At 54.6% G+C, this 18,727-nt stretch carries 19 protein-coding genes; 1 reads left to right on the top strand and 18 read right to left on the bottom strand.

The features are described 5' to 3' along the window. The first annotated feature begins 54 nt into the window (after positions 1–54). Positions 55–1,281, top strand: a complete 1,227-nt coding sequence (locus V5T82_RS06380) for a hypothetical protein (RefSeq protein WP_332894775.1) — start codon at positions 55–57, stop codon at positions 1,279–1,281. Here the strand turns inward: V5T82_RS06380 and V5T82_RS06375 are convergent. The 18 genes from V5T82_RS06375 to nuoL form a co-directional block, all read right to left on the bottom strand. Beyond that, complete coding sequence (locus V5T82_RS06375; RefSeq protein WP_332894774.1) at positions 1,278–2,282, bottom strand: aryl-sulfate sulfotransferase; 1,005 nt, start codon at positions 2,280–2,282, stop codon at positions 1,278–1,280. The genes V5T82_RS06380 and V5T82_RS06375 overlap by 4 nt on opposite strands. Before the next feature lie 13 nt (positions 2,283–2,295). Beyond that, positions 2,296–3,036: a 5,6-dimethylbenzimidazole synthase gene (bluB, locus tag V5T82_RS06370; protein WP_332894773.1), complete on the bottom strand. Its 741-nt coding sequence runs from the start codon at positions 3,034–3,036 to the stop codon at positions 2,296–2,298. Positions 3,037–3,126: 90 nt separating this feature from the next. Then, positions 3,127–4,116: an SLAC1 anion channel family protein gene (locus tag V5T82_RS06365; RefSeq protein WP_332894772.1), complete on the bottom strand. Its 990-nt coding sequence runs from the start codon at positions 4,114–4,116 to the stop codon at positions 3,127–3,129. Positions 4,117–4,231: 115 nt separating this feature from the next. Next, entirely contained in the window at positions 4,232–4,918 is a 687-nt protein-coding gene (locus tag V5T82_RS06360) for an ABC transporter ATP-binding protein (protein ID WP_332894771.1), read from the bottom strand. Beyond that, complete coding sequence (locus V5T82_RS06355; protein WP_332894770.1) at positions 4,911–6,155, bottom strand: lipoprotein-releasing ABC transporter permease subunit; 1,245 nt, start codon at positions 6,153–6,155, stop codon at positions 4,911–4,913. The genes V5T82_RS06360 and V5T82_RS06355 overlap by 8 nt, the downstream gene beginning before the upstream one ends. A gap of 107 nt (positions 6,156–6,262) precedes the next feature. Beyond that, positions 6,263–6,673, bottom strand: coding sequence for a hypothetical protein (locus tag V5T82_RS06350; RefSeq protein ID WP_332894769.1), 411 nt, complete (start codon positions 6,671–6,673; stop codon positions 6,263–6,265). Between the two features lie 10 nt (positions 6,674–6,683). Further along, on the bottom strand, positions 6,684–7,223 hold the full coding sequence (locus tag V5T82_RS06345) for a DNA-3-methyladenine glycosylase I (protein ID WP_332894768.1): 540 nt from the start codon (positions 7,221–7,223) through the stop codon (positions 6,684–6,686). A gap of 161 nt (positions 7,224–7,384) precedes the next feature. Continuing rightward, positions 7,385–7,555 carry a hypothetical protein gene (locus V5T82_RS06340; protein ID WP_332894767.1) on the bottom strand — a complete coding sequence of 57 codons (171 nt, stop codon included), beginning with the start codon at positions 7,553–7,555 and terminating at the stop codon, positions 7,385–7,387. A 169-nt stretch (positions 7,556–7,724) separates the two neighbouring features. Further along, positions 7,725–8,129, bottom strand: a complete 405-nt coding sequence (gene mce, locus V5T82_RS06335; RefSeq protein WP_332894766.1) for a methylmalonyl-CoA epimerase — start codon at positions 8,127–8,129, stop codon at positions 7,725–7,727. Positions 8,130–8,156: 27 nt separating this feature from the next. Beyond that, positions 8,157–9,815, bottom strand: a complete 1,659-nt coding sequence (locus V5T82_RS06330; RefSeq protein WP_332894765.1) for a ribonuclease J — start codon at positions 9,813–9,815, stop codon at positions 8,157–8,159. A gap of 3 nt (positions 9,816–9,818) precedes the next feature. After that, the gene (locus tag V5T82_RS06325) at positions 9,819–10,616 is read right to left on the bottom strand and encodes a type III pantothenate kinase (protein ID WP_332894764.1); all 798 of its coding nucleotides are present in this window, start codon (positions 10,614–10,616) and stop codon (positions 9,819–9,821) included. A gap of 58 nt (positions 10,617–10,674) precedes the next feature. Continuing rightward, positions 10,675–11,772, bottom strand: a complete 1,098-nt coding sequence (locus V5T82_RS06320) for an HD domain-containing phosphohydrolase (protein WP_332894763.1) — start codon at positions 11,770–11,772, stop codon at positions 10,675–10,677. A gap of 194 nt (positions 11,773–11,966) precedes the next feature. Then, positions 11,967–12,698: an HD-GYP domain-containing protein gene (locus V5T82_RS06315; RefSeq protein ID WP_332894762.1), complete on the bottom strand. Its 732-nt coding sequence runs from the start codon at positions 12,696–12,698 to the stop codon at positions 11,967–11,969. Next, positions 12,695–12,826 (bottom strand): hypothetical protein, encoded by a 132-nt coding sequence (locus V5T82_RS06310; RefSeq protein ID WP_332894761.1) that lies wholly within the window; start codon positions 12,824–12,826, stop codon positions 12,695–12,697. The genes V5T82_RS06315 and V5T82_RS06310 overlap by 4 nt, the downstream gene beginning before the upstream one ends. A gap of 154 nt (positions 12,827–12,980) precedes the next feature. Beyond that, positions 12,981–13,748: a biotin--[acetyl-CoA-carboxylase] ligase gene (locus V5T82_RS06305; RefSeq protein ID WP_332894760.1), complete on the bottom strand. Its 768-nt coding sequence runs from the start codon at positions 13,746–13,748 to the stop codon at positions 12,981–12,983. Positions 13,749–13,761: 13 nt separating this feature from the next. Further along, positions 13,762–15,222, bottom strand: a complete 1,461-nt coding sequence (gene nuoN, locus V5T82_RS06300) for an NADH-quinone oxidoreductase subunit NuoN (RefSeq protein WP_332894759.1) — start codon at positions 15,220–15,222, stop codon at positions 13,762–13,764. A gap of 13 nt (positions 15,223–15,235) precedes the next feature. Continuing rightward, entirely contained in the window at positions 15,236–16,750 is a 1,515-nt protein-coding gene (locus tag V5T82_RS06295; protein ID WP_332894758.1) for an NADH-quinone oxidoreductase subunit M, read from the bottom strand. 7 nt (positions 16,751–16,757) lie between these two features. Further along, positions 16,758–18,716, bottom strand: a complete 1,959-nt coding sequence (gene nuoL / locus V5T82_RS06290; RefSeq protein WP_332894844.1) for an NADH-quinone oxidoreductase subunit L — start codon at positions 18,714–18,716, stop codon at positions 16,758–16,760. Between the last annotated feature and the right edge of the window lie 11 nt (positions 18,717–18,727).

Genomic DNA, 18,727 nt, shown 5'->3' with positions numbered 1-18,727 from the left:
CAACAAAAACCAAAGCCTCCCTCGGCGCGCACAGCCACTACGCCCAAGGATGAAATGTTAAATGCATCCGTTGGTGATGCCTATGTCTTGTTGGACTTTGCCTCTCGGCGCGGCATGCCCGTTCCCCCTCACATCACCACCACCCTTGTGAATGCCAACGACAAAATCTTAGTGGGGCAAAAATTATCCACCCAAGACCAAACCACGTTTTGGGCCGCATTTTGTGAATTAACCGAAATGGTCAAGCCCGTGACCGTTGAAAGCATCTTGTTTTCCGCCCCAAAGCCAGAGCCTGGTGCAAAAACCTATTGGGCGAAATGGCTGCCCAACCATGTCTCCCCGGCTGATCGTGTGTTGAAGCGATATCTGGCTCTATCCGTTGTGTCTTTGCTGCTTTTGCTTTTGCTGCAAGTCGAATGGGCCATTGGGACAAGCACATACAACGATGCCTATAAAGTGCATACCTACTTGATCAATACGACGGACCTATTGGAGGACGAGTACATAGACGGCATCCCCTCCTCAACAGAAACAAAAGATGGCGCAACGTCGTTGTCCCTCAATCTATCGCCGGAAAGAGAGCGCACCGTTTTAAAACTGCAAAGCAAGCTAGCCAGGGATCAATCCTGGGACGATGTTTCGTTTGTGCGTTTGTGGTGGTGGAACCGACAAATAGCATCCTTGATTCCGCCTTGGGACATGACACTGTCAAACGACAGTGACCACTATACTGCGGGCGCAGTGGCGTTGGACGATGAAGGTAAGCGGCGTCTTGAGTTCAACCGTGCGGAACTGACATTGGAGGTCATCTCCAACTACGTGCTTGTGCCGCTGTTTGCTTTGCTGGGCGCCATGACACAGGCCCTGCGCTCCTTGGCCGAGGAAATCCGAACGGTCTCGCTCACCAAAACAAAGCTCTACACCATTCGCACACGCATCATCTTAGGTGTCATTTCCGGAGCCTGCATGGCGTGGCTGTTGCTCAACACCTCCACCCCCAATGGCGGAACGGATATGCTCAACACCACCCCATTGAACGCCATCAGCTTCTTAGGCGCGTTCACACCCTGGGCGCTGGCGTTCATCTCAGGCTATAGCGTTGAGATTTTCTTCAGCGCGCTGGAACGCACCATCAACATCATCACGGGTTATATCTCTTCAACGAAACCAGGAACGGCGCAACAGCCTGCACCGGTTACCAGCCAAACGCCTTCAATACCGCCTCAAGACAAACCTAACCCGCAGCCCAAGACGCAGGCCCCGCCCCCGACAAACTCTTAGCCGCCGTAGGCCGTGCCGTCCGGGGCAATGCGCACGGCTTTGTGGAATTTTCGGTGGTTTTTGCCGCCGCGCGGCGCATGGATTTGCCAAACGATGGTGCCATCGGGGGCGACTTCGACCAGTTTATTGCCGGCACTGCCCAAGGTGTTGCCGTTGGGGAGCCTGTTGGCTTCGCGGTTGGTTGAAAGTTCTTTGTCACCGCCCGGATGCGACCAGCTCCAAACTTCTTCTTGGGTTTTGGTGTCGAATTCCAAATAGCGGTGCGGTTTGCGCAAGGCCAGAAGCATATTGCCGTTGGCTAGCATTTCCGGCTCGTGATTGGCCCGGCCTTTGATCCGCCCCTTGGTCTTCAAACCGGTTTTTTTATCTTTGCCCTTAAACGTCCAATCGCGCACCACCCGTCCGTTGGGACCAACTTCTGCAACCGTGTTGAAATTGCGCATGCTCACCAAGGTGTTGCCGTTGGCCAGACGCGATACGGAATTCACGTGCATCCAACCTTCGTTCGAAAGGTTTGCAAAGGGTTCTCGGTCATAATCCGCGACCCCTGTCCAAGACCAAACAAGTGTGCCGTTCGGGTCAACCTCACGAACCACGTCTTCGCCTTTGTTTTGCCAACCAAGATTGTAAAGGGTATTGCCGTTGGGCAGGCGGTCGGCGTCGTGGGAGGCTTCGGGGTCTTCGTGCTTCCACACGATTTTGCCGGAACGGTCCAGCTCGTAAATCCCGCGCCCACTGACCGTAATCAAGACATTGTTGCCATTGACGATCGAGGCGTCTAAAGCCGCCTTGCTGCTGCTCGGCTGGTAGGACCATATGACATTGCCTTCGAAGTCCACTTCAACGACTTTGGATTGTCTGGGATTGGAATTGTCCGTCATCAAGGTGGTGCCTTGAAATACTTTATCCGGTTGAAGAACAGAGACTTTGTAATCCGCTCCATTCGCCAGAGATACACACCCCAGCACAGCCAACACAGTTCCGGCAAAAACCAATTTCATGTGTCCCTCCCTCTTAACGCTCTCCCTTTAGGGCCTGTTGTTGCGTTTTCATATGCGCCAACAGGCTTTGGGCAAAATCATCTCCCGGCGCGGCGGATTTGTCAAAGCCGTCAAAAACGGTCAACTCAGCCAAATCTAGGCGTTTGCGCCAGCCTTTCTTTTGCAGCTCGGGCTCATCATTAAAATGTGACACATGTCCTAAGCACAAATACGCCACCGTCTGCACGCGTTCGGGAATGTCTAAAACGTCTTTGAGCTTGTTGGGGTCCAAGATGCTGACCCAGCCCATGCCCAGACCCTCGGCACGTGCCGCCAACCACAGGTTCTGCACGGCACAAACGGTGGAATAGAGATCCATTTCCGGCATGTGTGTGCGCCCCAAGACTACCGGCCCGGCCCGGTCCTTGTCGCACGTCACGCAGATGTTAATGGGCGCATCCAAGATGCCCTCAAGCTTTAAGTTCTTATAGGTTTCGCGCCGCTCACCTTCGAACATTTGGGCCGCTTCTTCGTCGGCCTGTTTGAACAGGCTGTGGACTTGGCGTTTGACGTCGGTAGAGCGCACGATGATGAAGCTCCAGGGCTGCATAAAGCCGACGCTGGGCGCGTGGTGGGCAGCCATTAAGACGCGGCTTAAGACGTCCGGGTCGATCGGGTCCGGCAAAAACTGGCCGCGCACATCCCGTCGATTGTAGATGGTGCGATACAGGGCATCGCGCTCGGATGGAAAGAAGCTGTGGTCGGGCGAAGTCATAAGGTGTCCTCTACAGAAAAAAGCAGCGCCAACCGTGGGGCTGGCGCTGCTTAAGCTTAGTATTTCGCAGGCGCGAAGATCAATCCCTCATTATTTGCCTTGAGGAACCTCTGTGATGCAAATGCGGTTGTTGAACATCGCTTCGATGGTGCGCACTGTGAGATACGCCAAAACCATATTCAGCACCACAAACAAGCCCATGGCGGAAACAAAGTACCAATCTTTACCGGTCTGTTCCGCCATCAAGAAACAAGCAACCGTCATGGCTGCTAAGGGGAACGAATAAGCCCACCAGGACAAAAAGAATTGCAGCTTCATAAAGCGCACGAACTGAGAGGCTTGCATCAACGTCAGGAACAACGCTGTGTTGAACAAGACGGTCGCAAAGGCATCCACCTCTCCCGTCAGTGAAACGTAAGAAATAAAGCCAACCGCAGGCGGGGCAATCAAAATGAAGAAGGTCGGAACCAGACGCTCGCCAATGGGATTGTGGAAGATGATGCGATAAAACACGATCACCATCAAAATCAACCAAAACACGATGCCGATGGAATAAAAGAACCACGACACATCGACCAGTCCGTGCTGCATCCCGCCAATGGGGGCAATGATGTTGCCCACCACCGGAATGAACCAAGCCGGATTTAAGTGTTGAATTTCATAATGCCCCCGGCTCATCCACGCCGACAGGACATAGTAGGTCATGAACAAGTGCGTCGCGGCACCCACCAGCCAGATGTACTTCGACATCTGCGGATCAAATTCAAACGCCAACACCGACACCAACAACAAGCTGATGGTGATGGTCGGAAAAAAGGTGAGGTGAACTGGATGGTTGAGCTCCGCCTTCACATGGCCGCGGTGCAAAAAGTACTTCGCAACATAAAAGCCCAGCAAAACCATAAAGACCGCCGCCGTGATCAAGGCGTGATACGGGCTCGCATTAAACGGCATGATCGTGGCACGTTCGGCCATATCCCAGGCCATGGTCAAGCCCGAAAGGCCCATGACAACGGCAAAAAACGAGACCGGCATATTGGCTAAGCGTGTCGGCTGCTGCTCTTGATCGGCTTCTGTCATAACGTCTAACCTTCCCCATGTTTGGCGTATGAATAAAATTGCTCAATAGATTGAAAGATTGGAACTTTTTTGCTTATTGATCAAGGGGAAATTAGAACGATCCTAGGATTTCGATCTACACGTCAATCAAATGACCGTCTTGCATGCGCACGATGCGGTCCATACGTTTGGCAAGTTCTGGGTTATGGGTCGCGATCAGCGCTGTGAGGCCTGCTTTGCGGGTTAAGCTCAGCAACATATTGAACACGTCTTCCGCCGTTTCCGGGTCCAGGTTCCCGGTGGGCTCATCAGCCAGCAAAAGGTCTGGTGCGTTGGCCAAAGCCCGGCCGATGGCGACGCGCTGTTGTTCGCCGCCAGACAGCTTCGCCGGGCGGTGTGTGGCGCGGTCTTTGAGCCCCAGCATGTCCAGAAGTTGCGCCGCACGTTCGCCTGCCACGGTCTTGCCCAGTCCGGCGATGATTTGCGGAATGGCAATGTTTTCATGTGCTGAAAACTCTGGCAGCAGGTGATGGTATTGATAAACGAACCCTAAGTGTTTGCGACGAATTTGGGTGCGGCGGTCGTCGCCCAGTTTGGAACACGCCTCACCACAAATCACGATCTCACCGTCGTCGGGTTTTTCCAACAAACCCGCGATGTGCAGCAAAGTCGACTTACCCGCCCCGCTGGGTCCGACAAGGGCGACAATCTCTCCGGCTTTGATGGAGAGGTCCGCACCTTTTAAAACGCTCAAACGCGTTTCGCCAGTTCCGAAATGGCGCTCAATACCTTTGAGCTCAAGGACAGGGGTTTGGCTATTCATAACGAAGCGCCTCCGCCGGGTCCATGCGCGCGGCGCGCCACGCCGGATAGATGGTCGCCAACAACGACAAGCCCAACCCCATCAAGACCGTCGTGACGACCTCCATGGGATCGACCTTGGACGGCAGCTGGCTCAAGAAATAGATTTCGGCGGAAAACAGCTCGGTCCCCGTCAAGGACTGGATCCATTGGCGAATGGTTTCGATGTTCATGGAGAACCAAAGCCCCAGCAAGAAGCCCGAGAACGTGCCGATCACACCGATGCTTGCCCCGGCCAGGAAAAACACCCGCATAATCATGCCGCGTGTGGCGCCCATGGTGCGTAAAATGGCAATGTCGCGACCCTTGTCCTTCACCAACATGATGAGGCTAGAAATGATGTTGAACGCCGCGACCAAGATGATCAGCGTTAAGATCAAGAACATCACATTACGTTCCACCTGAATGGCATTGAAGAAGCTGGAGTTGCTTTTTTGCCAATCGAATACCCGCACGCCGCCATTGAATTGCTGTTTAATCGCCCAGCCGATTTCGCGGGTCTTATCGGGGTTTTCGACGAAGACTTCCAGGTTGTGCACTTTGTCCGGCATCTGGAAATAAATCTGTGCGGCACGAAGGGGAATGAAGGCAAAGCCGCTGTCATATTCATGCATCCCAACAGAAAACGTCGCGACGATGTTGAACGCCCGCATGCGCGGCACCGTGCCGAACGCGGTTGCACGGCCTTTGGGTGAGATGATGGTGACTTTGTCCCCCACCCCAACACCCAAACGGCGCGCCATGACGGTGCCGATAACGATGCTGTCGTCCGGGCCAAAGGCCTCCAGATCGCCCATAATGATATTGTCTGCGATCATTTTGCGCTTCAGCATATCGGTGGACTTAATGCCCCGCATGACCAGACCGCGGGCTTGACCGTTGTAGGTCGCCATCACCTGGCCTTCGATCAAGGGGGTCGCGCTGAGCACGCCTGGAACTTCCAAAGCGATCGCAGCTTTTTCATCATAGGCCGTCATCGGTCCAACGTCGGCGTAGACATTGACGTGACCGTTGAGGCCCAAAATACGGTCCATGAGCTCTGCCCGAAAGCCGTTCATGACGCTCATAACGATGATTAAGGTCGCCACGCCAATGGCGATGCCCAACAGCGAAAACCACGCGATCACAGACACAAAACCTTCCTGCCGCCGGGCACGGAGGTAACGCATGGCCATCATCCATTCAAATGCGGAAAACATGAGTTGGGGCGAATCCTTTAAACACAAAAGTTGTGCGACTGTAGGCGAACACGCGGGTGCGTGCAACAACCGGAAATAAACGGAAAATAAGGCTTAATCGTGACTTGTTAGCGCGCAGCTTTGGCGCAAGCCTTCGACACAGCAGCTTGTCCGGATTTGCTCAACGGTTTGCCGTTGAACGTCAATTGGCCCGATCCCAGGTCATACTTCACTTTGCCTACTGACAGGCTTGGGTCGTAGTTTTTATCGTCCGCAATGCCGTATTTGCCCGCCAAGCTGAGATCGAAATCAAACGCGATGGTTTTGGGCAGTTGAATGGGGCTATCACCGTCCAAGTTGGCACCTTTAACCGTCTTGCCGCGCACATCCACGCCCGCTTGATACGCTGCTCCAACTTGGGCGTTTTTGAGCAGGCGTTTGCAGTCTTTACCAGACACTTGGGCTTTGGCTTTATCGACTGCACAGGCAGGCGCTGCGACCAAGGCGGCGAGAACGGCCATTGCCATCAACGATTTCATGGGGCTTCCCCTATTTTGCCTTCAACCAAGGCGGATTGGATTTCAGAACCTTCTTTTGCACGGGGCAGTCATCACTGTGCGCCCCCGCAAGATAGCCTGTGCTCATCAAAAACTCGTTAACCACCTCGGGTCCGGTGAATTTGAAGGTCTTTTTGAACAGCTTGACCCAAGCGCCGAGCTCTTGCGGGTGGTGATCATCTAGCCACTTTACAAAGCCGCCATGGCTTTCGCGCAGGCCCACCAAAACGCCTGCGTTGTGGATGATGGAATTGACCTTGAGCTTGTTGCGGATGATTTCGGGATTGTCAAGCAAGCGGGCCACGTCTTTGTCGCCATAAGCCGCGACCGTGTCCACATCGAACTGATCGAACGCCTTCACCGTACCGGCGCGTTTCTTTAAGACCAGCTCCCACGACAAACCAGCTTGAAAGATTTCAAGGGCCAGCAGCTCGAACAGAGCCTGCTCTCCCTTCCCGGGAAAGCCGTATTCTGTGTCGTGATAGTCTTTGTGCACCGGATGGGAGTGGGCCACGTCGCAATACCAGTTCATGTCCACCACCCTGTCTGATAGCCAAATTGCACAATCATCAACGAAAACATCACGACCGCCATCACTGCAACGCAGAGGCCAATCCATGTCGCGACCTTTGGATTAATCTTCGCCGTTCGGGTTTGTGGAAGGCGTTGTTTCGTGTGCACGTCCTTCATTGACTAATAACCACCTGTGTGAACCGTGGCCGGTCGTGCGGTGGCCGTGACTTGATACATCCAGCCGACCCCACCCACGAACAAACACACGCCCACGACGACAATCGCCACCCACGTTTTGTTGATGGAGATCTGGCTTTCGCCGGTGGAAATATGCTTTGGCTCTTCAGACATAAAAAAGCGGCCTCCGTTGTGTCGGAGGCCGCTTTGATACCGTTCCCTTCCAACTTGTTCATGGCTTCCATGTTCAAGTTGGCAAGCGCGACTGCGCGTCGGCGCTTATGCGCCGTAAGCCAAGGGTTTTGCAAAAACCCGCCCGGCGCCTGAGGGGCAAACAAATGACTTAAGCGTCCTCCAGCTCGATCAGAGTAGCGCAAAAATCTTTCGGATGCAGGAAAATTACAGGCTTGCCATGGGCACCGATTTTGGATTTGCCGCCACCCAGCACGCGCACGCCGTCGTCTTGCAGCTTAGCGCTGGCTTTTTCAACGTCGTCGGTTTCAAAGCACAAGTGGTGAATGCCGCCTTCGGGGTTCTTGTCCAAAAACGCCTGGATCGGCGAGTTTTCGCCAAACGGGGTCAACAGTTCGATCTTGGTATTGGGCAGTTCAACGAACACCACGGTGACGCCGTGATCCGGCTCGTCTTGGGGTTCGGATACTTTTGCACCCAGTTGGTCGCGATATTTTGCGGTGGCCGCATCCAAGTCGGGCACGGCGATGGCGACGTGATTGAGATTACCGATCATAGGGAGGTCTCCTTGTTAGCTTCGTAATTATACCCGGACCAAGTGGACCGAGGTGACTGCATTTTTATCAAACGTATTGCGGAAATACCGCCGCACGGCAATGCGCACGGCTTCCGAAACAATGTCGTCTTTGCGCAGGTCTTTTTTGGACAAACGCTCGATGGCCATTTCGGCTTCGTCCAGGACATCGTCTTCAACATCGACGTCGTTGGGTTCCAACAATCCAGACGTGGTCAGGATCGGATCGCCTAAGATGTTGCCGACCTTGTCGATGACAATGGTGATGGTGGCTGAACCGTTAAACAGTGCACGCACGCGACCACGCACCAACTCACCATCCAAGGGCACAACTCGCCCACCTTCAAGCGCCAAGCGCCCAGACGGAACTTGTTCGATGATGCTGGCCGGACCCGGCGCAATGCGGATCATGCCGCCGTTCTCATTTACAATGGCGTGCGGCACTTGAGCCGACTTGGCGAGCTTCGCGTGCTCCGTCAAATGGCGAAGCTCGCCATGCACGGGAATGGACAATTCCGGCTTCACAGCCTGATACATTTCCAGCAATTCATCGCGAGCCGGGTGTCCGGACACATGGATGAAGTGGTCGCTGTCCGTAATCACCTCAACCCCTCGGCGCACCAAGCGGTTTTGCAAGCGCCCTATAGACACTTCATTGCCGGGAATTTGGCGCGAGGAAAAGATAACCGTGTCGCCTTCGCTGACATACAGGCGCGGATGATCGTCCGCAGCAATGCGCGACAACGCCGCGCGGGGCTCACCTTGCGATCCGGTGCAGATCAGCATGACGTTTTCTTTGGGAATATCGCCGAAATGATCTTCATCCAAAATCGGCGGGATGTCTTTGAGGTAACCGTTTTCGCGTGCAGCATCGACCATGCGGCCAAAGGACCGCCCAGCCAAAGCCACCGAACGCCCGCAGGCTTGGGCAACACGGAACAGCGTGTCCAAACGCGCCACGTTGGAGGCAAAACACGTCACCACCACACGCCCCGTGCAGCCAGACACCAGCTCACGCATGCTTTCAAAAATAGCACCTTCCGACCCGCTGGTGCCTTCGGTGAAGACGTTGGTGCTGTCGCACACAATCGCCAGCACCCCCTCGTCGCCCAAACGGCGCAGGGCGGGCATGTCCGACGGCTCGCCAATCACGGGGTCCGGGTCCAGCTTCCAATCGCCCGTGTGCAAGACCGTACCCAATGGGGTCTTAATAGCAATGCCGTTGGGTTCGGGTATGGAGTGCGTGAGCGTGATCAAATCCAACTCAAACGGCCCCACTTCGAACGAGCCGTTCAGGGGAATTTCAACAATAGGCACAATGTCCAACAGCCCCACTTCGGCGAGTTTGCGCTGCACGATAGAGACCGTGAACGGCGTCGCGTAAATCGGCACGCCAAAGCGTTCCCACAGATACGGAACCGCGCCCAAATGGTCTTCGTGCGCGTGGGTGAGAACGATGCCTGCCAGCTGGTCTTTGTGCTGTTCGATATAAGCAGGGTCCGGCATGATCACATCCACGCCTGGGTGCGTACCGTCACCGAACGAAATGCCCAGATCAATCATCATCCACGTCGCATGCCCCGGCTCCCCATACCCATAGAGGTTGAGGTTCATGCCGATTTCCCCGGCACCGCCTAAGGGCAGGAAAAGAAGTTCTTCGTTTGCCATGGATCAGTTCCCAGCCTGAGCAAGGTTGTTTTGAGCAATCAAGTAAAGGCCGCGCAGCGTCAGATCGCTGTCGGTCCAATCGATCAAGCGGGTTGCTTTGGAAAACATCGGAGCTAAGCCGCCAGTGGCGACCACGTCCATGTCGGCGCGGAACTCTTCGCGAATGCGCGCAACCATGCCTTCGATCATGGAGACATAGCCCCAATAGATGCCAGACTGCATGGCCGTCACCGTGCCCTGCCCGATCACCTTGTCCGGGCGCTCAATGGCAACCCGGGGCAGTTTCGCTGCGGCCATGTGCAAAGCTTCCAGAGACAAATTGATGCCCGGTGCAATGACACCGCCGGCGTAGTTGCCGTCTTTGTCGATGATGTCGAACGTTGTCGCTGTGCCAAAATCGATACAAATCAAAGGCCCACCGTATTTGGCCTGAGCCGCAACGGCATTGACCAACCGGTCCGCCCCCACTTCGTGAGCGTTTTCAATGACGACTTCGACACCCAAATCCACACCGTCTTCACCGATGACCATGGGTTGGGTTTTGAAGTAGTCTTCGCACAGTACTTTGAGGCTGCGCAGCGTTGCGGGGACCACAGACGCGATAATGGCGCCCGTGATATCATTTGGGGTAATCCCTTCCAACTCCATCAAGCGCAAAAGCCACACACCGTGTTCGTCGGATGTGCGGTTGGCCGTGGTCGACGCACGCCATTGGGCCCGGACCTTGCCCGCGTCTTGTCCCTGGTCGTCGAAGACGGAAAAAACAGTGTTGGTATTACCTGTGTCGATGGCTAAAAGCATGGCCCATACCTAGCATGGCAAGCCCACCCGGGACAATCGGCTTTTCGCGGGTGCAAAATCACGATTCCGGCACGCTGTCCAAGAGCATTTGCTTAAACACCGATAACAGCGAGCTATCCAGTCCGCCCATATCATTCATCCACGTCAGAGCGCGTTCCGCGGCCATGGGCGGTTTGTAGGCGCGCCTGTCCGTGAGCGCGCTGAAAACGTCGATAATGGCAGCCATCCGGGCCAACTGATTCAATTCCTTGCCCATCAGCCCATTTGGATACCCCGAACCGTTAATGCGTTCGTGGTGCTGGTGGGCGATGATGATGACGCCTTTGGGAATATTATGGGTCAATTGCAAATAGCCGACTGAATGGGGCACGTGTTGTTTCATTTGCTCGAATTCGTGCTGGTCCAGCTTGCCGGGCTTATTCAAGATTTGCAGGGGGATTTTCATTTTGCCGACATCGTGCAGCAATCCGCCTGTGGTCAGCGTTTCGTGATCCCCGCCCTGAATGCCGATGGCCGCACCAAACATGCTGAGCAACGTCGCCACCCGCAAGGAATGAACGTAAGAATAATTATCGTGGCCGCGCACCGCGCGCAGCATGTCCTGAAAGGCGTTGTTTTTGACGGCCTGGATCAAAGGCTCGCAGCTCTTGGTTACGTCGGAATAGTTCAGTGTGCGCCCTTCGGCAATGGAATCGGCAATGGAGTTATAGGAGTTCAGCGTGTTTTCCAATGCAGCACGCTGTACCGGCTCGATCTTTTTCCAGGATGCTTCGATACCTTTGTTGACCTGATGGGAAATCAGCTCCAACAGTTGTGAGCGCCGGTAAGGCTTTTCCAACACCGGGATTTTGACATAACCGCGCATGGCAGCGGCGCGCGTAACCGACGCGGTGAGAACGACGGGGATCTGGCGATGGCCGTGACGTACTTTGAATTTTTCGATAAACCCGAGACTGTCCCCACCGTTAATCACCTCATCCACAATAACGGCTGAGGGCTGAACGTTTTCAATCTGATCAAGCAACTTATTGGGGGCTTGATAGACACCAACGTTGTAAAACGATAGCAACGCTTCAGAAATCTGAGTCTGATACGTGCTGCTTCCACCCAAAACATAAAGCGTATGGTCGGAGGTGCTGTTGTGGATGAAGGACATAAATGGGGCTCATACACGAATCTGTTAAAGGTCTTCAACGCGTGCCACCCGTATATATCCACCCCTCATGAATTGTAGCACAGACAATGCTTTTTTTATCACTGCTATGCTTAGTCAGCACAACCAGGATGCTACTCCCTCGCCTAAGAAAAGGGAATAAAAAAACACCAATAATCAATGTGATTTAAATGAGCTTAACTGACCGACACGCTGTCGAGCAGCATCTCCCGAAAAACCATCAGCAAAGTACCGTCTAGGTGCCCGTCCATGTCCTTCATAATCGACAAGGCTTTTTCCGGCTCCATCGGTGGCTTATAAACCCGACGGTCGGTGAGCGCGCTGAACACATCGATAATGGCAGCCATACGCGCCAGCTGGTTTAAGCCTTTGCCCCCAACACCGTTCGGATAACCAGAACCGTCTATGCGTTCATGATGTTGGCTGGCGATGATGCTCACACCTTTGGGAATGGTGGTGTTGAGGTCCAAAAATGCCACGCCATGCTTCACATGGTTTTTCATCTGCTGGAATTCGTCATCATCCAGCTTTCCGGCTTTGTTCAGGACTTCGTGCGGGATTTTCATCTTGCCGACGTCATGCAGCAAGCCCCCCGTGGTGAGCGTCACATGATCCTCGCCTTGAATCCCAATGGCAGCCCCAAATAAACTCAACAGCGTCGCCACACGCATGGAATGGACATAAGAATAATTGTCGTGCCCGCGCACCCCCTTCAACATGTCTTGAAACGTGTTGTTTTTGACAGCCTTCATCAACGGCTCGCAGCTTTGGGTGACATCTTGATAGTTGATCGGTTGACCTTCTGTGATCAAGTCTGCGATGGTGTTGAATTCTTCCAACGTGTTGACCAATGCCGCGCGCTGCACTCGTTCGATCTCGTCCCAACTTGCTTCAACGCCCTTGTTCACTTGACCGGATCGCGGAACGGCACGACGTTGTAAAATGACAACAACGCCTGCGAAATTTGATTTTGGTAAGTACTGCTGCCGCCAACCACATACAAGGTATGGTCGCCAGACTTCTGCGCGTTCGACATGTCGCCCTCACATATTCATCACACAATGTTTTATGTAAGAGCTTTTGAGATTTAAGAACATTCGCCCGATGGATTATGCAGGGCTATGAATTCAGATTAATCCAAACGAGGGGTGGTTAACCGCGTAACCGACTGTTTTACTTGATTAATTAAATCATGGGATGAAGACGTCACCGGCTGTAATGACGCGGTTTGGCTGACCGTCCAGATGCAACACCAGAGCGCCTGCTTCATCTAAGGCAGCAAAAACTCCATCAATGGTTTCGTTGGGTAAGCGCACCATGACGGGCCCGCCGAGCCCCTTTGCGCGTGCCAACCAGTGGCGGCGAATGGGACCGAAGCCCAAATTGCGCCACGTCGCCAAACCTGCCAGGAACCGTTTGGCAAGGGTGTCGAGCATCTTTTCAACGCGGAGCCCCTCACCCACTCCCCCTTCGGCAGCCAGCGACGTCGCCGGATAGACGCCGTCTTCGACCACCGGGTGCGTGGCGATGTTTACCCCGATGCCGACCACAAGGTATTTGAAGCAACCTGTATCCATGTCCGGCTCGCCCTCCAACAAAATGCCGGAGACCTTTTTGCCTTCCAACAACACATCGTTGGGCCATTTGACGTTGACGAAGCTGCCCCGGGGGGCCGCGACCGACACGGCGTCGGCGACGGCGTTGGCAGCCACAAAACTCAGCTGCGTCATGTCCGCCATGGGATACGGCATACGCAAAAGGATGGAGAAATAGAGATTACCGCAATCCGAGACCCATTCACGCCCGCGCCGGCCCCGTCCACAGGTCTGGCGCTTGGCCCAGACGATGGTGCAGTCGGGTGCCCCTGCTTCGCCAAGGCGTTTGGCTTCGGCGTTGGTACTGTCAACGCAATCGAGCTCCACAAGCTGGTATGGGCTTGGGAGCTCGAGCGTAGACATGGTCAAAGGATGCTTAGAACAGCGAGGCCGCTGCGCTCTCCGCCCAAGAAACCAGGGGCGAAGGCATCAAGATGAACAGCAAAATCAGACCCGTGCACAGCGCCAATATGGCGGACAGGGATGCGGGCAGTGGACGATCCAAAGGCTCGATACCCGGTTCGTCAAAGAACATAATCTTGATGATACGGATGTAGTAGTACGCGGAAATCACGCTCGACAACACACCAATCACGGCCAAGGTGTAAAGCTTCGCGTCCACTGCGGCCATGAAGATATAGAACTTGCCAATGAAGCCTGCCAACGGCGGGATGCCCGCCATGGAGAACATGAAGATCGCAAGGGCTGCGGCAACCGGCAAATTGGTTTTCGCCAAACCGCCCAGTTCATGGATATGTTCAACCGAACGCCCGCCGCGACGCATGGCGATGATGCAGGCGAACGTACCGATGTTCATCACCACATAAATTGCCAAATAGATCAGAACGGCGGTCACACCGGCTTCGTTGCCGACGGCCAAACCGATCAAAGCGTAACCCACATGACCGATGGAGCTATACGCCATCATGCGTTTGATGTTGGACTGAGCCATTGCAGCCAGTGCGCCCAAGACCATGGACAGGATGGAGATCAGCACAACCACGTTTTGCCACTGGGCCGCCATGTCACCAAACGGGCCGACCATGACACGCAGGAACAAGGCCAAGGCAGCCACTTTCGGTGCCACGGCAAAGAACGCCGTCACGGGGGTCGGAGCCCCTTCGTAAACATCCGGGGTCCACATGTGGAACGGAACAGCGCTGACTTTAAAGGCCAGACCGGCCATCATGAACACCAAACCCACGACCAAGCCGTGGTTGGTGTGCTCTTGCGCGCCGACGGTTTTGGCGATGGTGGCAAAATCTGTGGTACCGGAGAAGCCGTAAACCAGCGAAATACCGTAAAGCAACAAACCCGACGCCAAAGCGCCCAGCACGAAGTACTTCAGGCCCGCTTCGGTGGCACGCGTGTCGTCACGGTGGAACGCCGCCAGAACGTAAAGCGACAGGGATTGCAGCTCGAGCCCCATGTACAGTGAAAGCATGTTGCCGCTGGACACCATCATCATCATGCCAAGCGACGCAAAGATCACCACGATGGCATATTCAAAGCGATGCGCGCCCTGTTTTTCCAACCAGTCTTGCGACATGACCAAGGTCAACGCAGCCGCCACCAAAATCAACATTTTGGCAAACACAGCAAACGGATCGGAAATGAACAGGCCTTCGAAGACCGAATACGTGTCGCCGGAAATGGCGAACACCAGACCTAAGGCCAAGACCAGGGTCATGACCCCCAAACGCGACGTCAGGCGCGAAGCCCCTGTCACGCCTTGGGGCGTTGTGGTGTTTTGGAAAACGCCCAACATCAACAGCGTCATTCCGGCCAGAGCCAGAAAGAGTTCTGCCATCATCGGGGCAAGGTTCATATCAACCATTTATCAATCTCCCTTACTGACCAGCCACAACGGAAGCCGCACTGGCTTCGAGAGCCGTTTGGACTTGGCCGAGTAAGTTATCGACAGAAACGTGCATCACATCCAAGAACGAAATCGGATAGACACCCATCCACAACGTCAAGACAATCAGCGGCAAGAACACCGCCCATTCGCGCGGGCTCATATCCAGCATCTTCTTGACCGTATCTTTTTCAAGGGCGCCAAACACAACGCGACGGTAGAGATACAGCATGTAAGCCGCACCCAACACCACACCGGTGGCCGTCAATGCGGCGACCCAGGTGTTGACTTGGAACAAGCCCAGCAGCACCAAGAACTCGCCAACAAAACCGCCGGTGCCCGGAAGTCCGACAGACGCCATCATGAATAGCATGAAGACCAAAGCATAGCCCGGCATCTTGTGCACCAAGCCGCCGTAAGCATCAATTTCGCGCGTATGCAGACGATCGTAAATCACACCGACACACAGGAACAGTGCGGCGGACACCACACCGTGGCTGAGCATCTGATAGATAGCCCCTTCCACGCCATTGATGGTCATGGTGAACGTACCCGCCGTCACAAAGCCCATGTGCGCGATGGACGAATAAGCGATGAGCTTTTTCATGTCATGTTGCACAAGCGCCACCAGCGAGGTGTAGATCACCGCAATGATGGACAGCGTAAAGACGAACGGTGTGAATTCCACAGAGGCATCGGGGAACATCGGCAGTGAGAAACGCAAGAAGCCGTAGCCACCAAACTTCAACAACACGCCAGCCAGGATCACGGAGCCCGCTGTCGGAGCTTGAACGTGCGCGTCCGGCAACCAGGTGTGCACCGGCCACATGGGCACTTTCACCGCAAATGACGCGAAGAACGCCAGCCACAACCACATTTGCAATTGCGGATCGAAGCGTGTCGCCATCAAGGTCGGTATGTCGGTGGTGCCGGCTTGGGAATACATCACCAAAATCGCCACCAACATCAACACGGAACCAGCCAAGGTGTACAAGAACAGCTTATACGAGGCATACACACGGTTCTGGCCACCCCACACACCAATGATCAAGAACATCGGGATCAAGACCGCTTCGAAGAAGATGTAGAAGATCACAATGTCGAGCGCGACAAACATGCCGATCATCATGGTTTCTAAGATCAAAAACGCGATCATGTATTCTTTGACGCGCTCTTTGATGCTGTCCCAGCTGGCCAACACACAAATCGGCGTCAGCAACGTGGTCAACAACACAAACAGCACGGAAATGCCGTCCACACCTAAGTGGTAATTAATGTTGTAGGCCGGGATCCAATCTTTCTTTTCGACGAATTGGAACGCAGCGGTAGAACTGTCGAAGCCAAACCACAGCCACAAGGACATCACGAACGTCACAATTGACGTCCACAGCGCGACGTTGCGTGCGTTGCGCGCACCAACCTCATCGTCCCCTTTGATGGCGAGGATAAAGCCGGCCCCGGCCAACGGCAGGAAGATCAGAACCGATAAAATAGGTATATCTAGCATTATCTCATCACCCCGCGATGTACAGATACCAACCCACCATGAAGACGACGCCGATCAACATGGCGAAGGCATAGTGGTAGAGGTAACCCGACTGCAAGCCGCTGGTTTTTTCAGCTGTCTCTTGCGTTGTGTGTGCGACACCGTTGGGGCCGAGACCGTCGATAATGGTCACGTCACCGACTTTCCAGAGACCTTGTCCAATACGGAACGCAGGTTTCACGAAAATCTTGTCGTACAGTTCGTCGAAGAACCACTTATTGAAAACAAACGTGTGAATAGGCTTGATCGCCTTCACAAAGGCACCCGGCAAGCCCGGTGCAAACATATACATGACATACGCCAAAGCAATCCCGCCAACGCCGACCACCAGCGGGGCCAATTTCACCCAGCTGGGAACATGGTGTGCGTTTTCAAGCGCCGGGTGACTGTCCAGAACCAAGATCGCATTGCCCCAGAAGGCCTGTGCGTCATGGCCGACGAACCACTCATAAGCGCCCTTACCGGCGACGATGGCACCTGCGGCCAACAGCAACAGCGGCAAGATCATGACTTTCGGGCTTTCGTGCACGTGCGCCATGACGTGTTCGTCAGCGCGCGGCTTGCCGTGGAAGGTCATGATGATCAGACGCCAGCTGTAGAACGCCGTCAGGAATGCAGCCAAAATGCCCATCCAGAACGCGTAGTTGCCGACAGCGCTATGCGCACCCCAGGCAGCTTCCAAAACGATGTCTTTGGAATAGAAGCCTGCAAACGGCGGGATGCCAGCCAAGGCCAAAGAGCCCACCCACATCAAACCGTAGGTTATCGGGATCGATTTCCAAATGCCGCCCATCTTGCGCATGTCCTGTTCGTCGGACATGGCGTGAATGACGGAACCAGCCCCTAAGAACAGCAGCGCTTTGAAGAACGCGTGGGTCATCAGGTGGAAGATCGCCGCTTGATATGCGGAAACGCCGATGGCGAAGAACATGTAGCCCAGCTGCGAACAGGTGGAATATGCAATGACGCGTTTGATGTCGAACTGGGTGCAGCCGATGGTCGCGGCAAAGATTGCGGTCGACGCACCGACGATGGTCACGACGGCCAAGGCAACATCTGAATATTCAAACAGCGGCGACATGCGCGACACCATGAACACGCCCGCCGTCACCATGGTGGCCGCGTGGATCAAGGCAGACACCGGCGTCGGGCCTTCCATGGCGTCCGGCAACCAGGTGTGAAGACCCAGCTGAGCCGATTTACCCATGGCGCCAACAAACAGCAACAAACACATCACCGTGATGGCGTGGAATTCATAACCGAAGATTTCCATGTTGGCTTCGGTCATCCCACCCGCTTGGGCAAAGATTGCATCCAAGTTCACGGTGCCGAACATCACAAACACGGCAAAGATGCCAAGCGCAAAGCCGAAGTCACCAACACGGTTGACGACGAAGGCCTTGATGGCGGCAGCGTTGGCCGACGGCTTTTTGTACCAAAACCCGATCAGCAAGTAGGACGCCAAACCAACGCCTTCCCAACCGAAGAACATTTGCACCAAGTTGTCCGCCGTCACCAGCATCAACATGGCGAACGTGAACAGGCTCAGATAGCTTTGAAAGCGCGGCACGTTCGGGTCGTGGTGCATGTACCCGATGGAGTACACGTGCACCATGGCCGAAACCGTGCATACCACCACCAACATAACGGCGGTCAGCGTGTCGACTTTCAAAGCCCAGTTTAGGTTCAAGTCACCGGACTGGATCCATTCCAACACCGTCACGGTGTAGGCTTGGCCCTGCAATCCGACCTGATAGAACACCATCCACGACATGACCATACACACCAGCAAGAAGCCGGCGGTGATCCACTGCGCGAGCGTGTCCATCTTGTGTTTTTTGTCTTTGTCTTCGCCGCAATCGATGAATGCAACGATGCCCGCAAGCATCGAGGCAATCAGAGGCAGGAAGACAATGGCTTTAATCATGCTCATTTCAA

Origin of the sequence: Magnetovibrio sp. PR-2, assembly GCF_036689815.1 — a bacterium.
Classification (GTDB): Bacteria; Pseudomonadota; Alphaproteobacteria; order Rhodospirillales; family Magnetovibrionaceae; genus Magnetovibrio.
This window is presented reverse-complemented; position numbering and strand designations above follow the sequence as displayed.